Source organism: Klebsiella sp. EMBS2024 (assembly GCF_036233805.1).
Classification (GTDB): Bacteria; Pseudomonadota; Gammaproteobacteria; order Enterobacterales; family Enterobacteriaceae; genus Klebsiella; species Klebsiella pneumoniae.
Genome location: NZ_JAZARW010000001.1, coordinates 1,554,023 through 1,556,841 on the forward strand (window position 1 = coordinate 1,554,023; position 2,819 = coordinate 1,556,841).

Consider the following 2,819-nt stretch of genomic DNA (forward strand, 5'->3'; position numbering starts at 1 on the left):
GAAAGCCGCGGTGCNCGAACACCAACGGCTTTCTATGCGAAATGACTGGATCAATTCACAGGGGCAATTATGAACANTGANNAACTNAATATCAATAACGGGGGCGCCAATGGCTAAAAATTCAATCGACGCTTACGGCGCCAGCGGCAAAAGCAACGTGCTTTTTTTCGATCCGGAAAGTCTTCACCTGGTTACCGATATATCACACCCGCTATACGACGAGCGCGTACACCTGCCGCTGAGTGAATCGGTGATCCTCAACATCATGGAACTCGGTGTAATCGAACCCATTATCGTGTGGAAGGACCCTGAGTCCGGAAAAACATGCGTGGTGGCAGGGAGGCAGCGCGTGAAGAACGCCACGGAAGCAAATGCCAGGCGCAAGCGGGAAGGGCTAGAACCCTGGCCAATACCAGGTATAGCTAAACGCGGGTCAGCAATTCAAATGGCCAAATACATGGTCAGTGAAAACGAGATAACGCAGCCAGATACGCCACTGGGCCGGGCAAAAAAAATGGTTCAGCAGATGGAGTACGGGCATGACGAAAATGACATTGCCCTGCTATTTGGCTGCAGCGTAAAAACGGTCCAGGCAACCGTGGCTCTACTGGATGCTACGCAGGCCGTCCAGGCGGCGGTTGAGGCAGGAAAAGTCACTGTCACTCAAGCGCGTCAGTTGGTCGATATGCCACCGGAAAAGCAACGGGAAACGGTCAAACAGTTAGAGGCAGCGGCAGAGGGTGTAACTGGCCATGAGAAAGCTCGCCGACAGCGCGCTGTCCTCGGAGACACAAAGCCGCGTCTCAAATCCCGTAAGGAAATCACCCAGCAACTTCAAACCGCCAGCGGCGAATACGCAGCGGCTTTGCTGTGGGTGCTTGGTGATGAAAACACACCAGTTTAAGCAACAACGGGGTCTCTATGCGTGATTACGGCAAGGTGCATACATCATTTTGGATAAGCGATGGAATGCGCCGGGTATCGGATGATGCCAGGTTGCTGGCGCTGTACCTGCTCACCGGGCAACACACGAACATGATTGGGTGTTTCCGGCTGCCTGATGGATATGTTTCGGAAGACTTAGCATGGACTCCTGAAAGGGTTTCGAAAGGGTTTGATGAGCTATCGGCTAACGGTTTCGCAACGCGCGATTCGTCATCGAAATGGGTGCTAATTCGTAACTTTCTGACCTGGAATTCAGTTGAAAACCCAAACCAGGGAATTGCAGCACTGCGTTTGTTTGATCAGGTCCCGGACACATCTACGGTTAAGCCAGAGCTGGCGCGGGTTTTAGCCTCGGCAATATCCCACATCGGCATCGCAAAACTAAAGGGTTCCGAAAGGGTTCTCGAACCGTTCCTTAACCAGGAACAGGATCAGGAGCAGGAACAGGATCAGGAAGAAGATAGTTCGGGGCATGGCTCCGCCACACCCCCAGACGATCAGAACCAGGACGAACGCGAAATACCTGAACCCCAAAAAATATACCCGAATGAGTTCGAGCAGGTTTGGTTGGTTTATCCCCGGCGGGCAGGGGGTAACAGCAAATCCGATGCCTTCAAAGCCTGGAATGCCCGAATCAGGGATGGAACCACTACGGCGGAAATCCTCTCCGGCGTGGAACGTTACGCGGCTTTCGTTAAAGCCGAGGGAATCCTGAACACGCAGTACGTGAAACAGGCGAAAACGTTTTTTGGCCCTGGTATGCATTTCAGCGAGCCGTGGGCGATTCAGCAGGCGCCAGGCGCACGAGATCCCAATCAGATTTCGGAACCTGACAAAACCATCCCATCGGGATTCAGGGGGTAGCGATGAAAAACATGATTGGCACCGGGAATGCACTGGAACGACTGAAAAAACTCATTCCCCCTGGTGTTCAGCCAAAATTCGGCAGCGTTGATGAATGGCTTGCCTGGCAAGCCGAAGAAGGCCGTAAGCGCTGTGAGGAACTGGAAAAACAAAACCAGCGCGCACGTGCAGAGAAAATCTTTGGACGTGCAGGAATTCAGGATCTGCACCGCGGCTGCACATTCGCGAACTATCAGGTTGAGTCGGATGGCCAGCGTCGGGCGCTCTCGATGGCGAAAAGTTACGCGCAGCAATTCGGCTCAGGGTTTGCGAGCTTCGTATTCAGCGGAGCGCCAGGCACCGGGAAAAATCATCTGGCGGCGGCAATCGGAAATCACCTGTTGGCGGGTGGCCGCTCTGTGCTGGTGGTAACCATTCCGGATCTCATGCTGCGTGTTCGGGAATGTTATGACGGCGGGCAGTCAGAGGCGTCATTGCTGGATGATTTGTGCCATGTGGACCTGCTTATTCTGGATGAGGTGGGTATTCAGCGCGGAAGCAGCGGTGAAAAAGTCATCCTGAATCAGGTTATCGATCGCCGGCTGTCCTCCATGCGACCTGTCGGCATCCTAACCAACCTGAACTATGAATCGCTGAGGGAAACACTGGGCATACGGATCCTTGACCGACTCCAGATGGATGGCGGCATGTGGGTGAATTTTGAATGGGACAGCTATCGCAAAAACGTACGCTATTTGCGCGTCGTTAAGTGAGGTATGTATGGCTAGAGCATTGTCAGCAGTTGAGCGCAGAGAGTACGTCCGCGCAGTGATTCGGATCACCAGACATCAGGGGCGACTCACGACCGCNGAGGCAATGAAAAAACTNGGGCTGAGCCGCGCTACTGTCCAGCGGTATTTTTCCGAAGCAGAAGCGACTGGCGAGGTTGTCCGGCATGGNCGTNTGGGNNTGTTCCGCGATCANCGNNCCNTNATCGANTTTGACATGAAACGGCTTGGGATGGTGCCAAA

Annotated in this window: 4 protein-coding genes; all 4 read left to right on the top strand. The window is 53.6% G+C overall.

Features of this window, described 5'->3' with window-relative positions; translation table 11 throughout:
- The first annotated feature begins 109 nt into the window (after positions 1-109).
- Positions 110-904, top strand: coding sequence for a ParB/RepB/Spo0J family partition protein (locus VZP09_RS06980; RefSeq protein WP_110217915.1), 795 nt, complete (start codon positions 110-112; stop codon positions 902-904).
- Between the two features lie 17 nt (positions 905-921).
- Positions 922-1,809: a hypothetical protein gene (locus tag VZP09_RS06985; RefSeq protein WP_181401307.1), complete on the top strand. Its 888-nt coding sequence runs from the start codon at positions 922-924 to the stop codon at positions 1,807-1,809.
- Positions 1,810-1,811: 2 nt separating this feature from the next.
- Positions 1,812-2,561, top strand: a complete 750-nt coding sequence (locus VZP09_RS06990; RefSeq protein WP_110217916.1) for an ATP-binding protein — start codon at positions 1,812-1,814, stop codon at positions 2,559-2,561.
- 7 nt (positions 2,562-2,568) lie between these two features.
- A partial coding sequence (locus VZP09_RS06995; RefSeq protein WP_328795470.1) for a DUF977 family protein occupies positions 2,569-2,819 on the top strand: 251 nt, incomplete at its 3' end.

What these genes read in the sequence shown, in the direction of transcription:
- VZP09_RS06990 (WP_110217916.1), top strand. Translation starts at nt 1,812, where the DNA reads ATGAAAAACATGATTGGCACCGGGAATGCACTGGAACGACTGAAAAAA.
- VZP09_RS06980 (WP_110217915.1), top strand. Translation starts at nt 110, where the DNA reads ATGGCTAAAAATTCAATCGACGCTTACGGCGCCAGCGGCAAAAGCAAC.
- VZP09_RS06985 (WP_181401307.1), top strand. Translation starts at nt 922, where the DNA reads ATGCGTGATTACGGCAAGGTGCATACATCATTTTGGATAAGCGATGGA.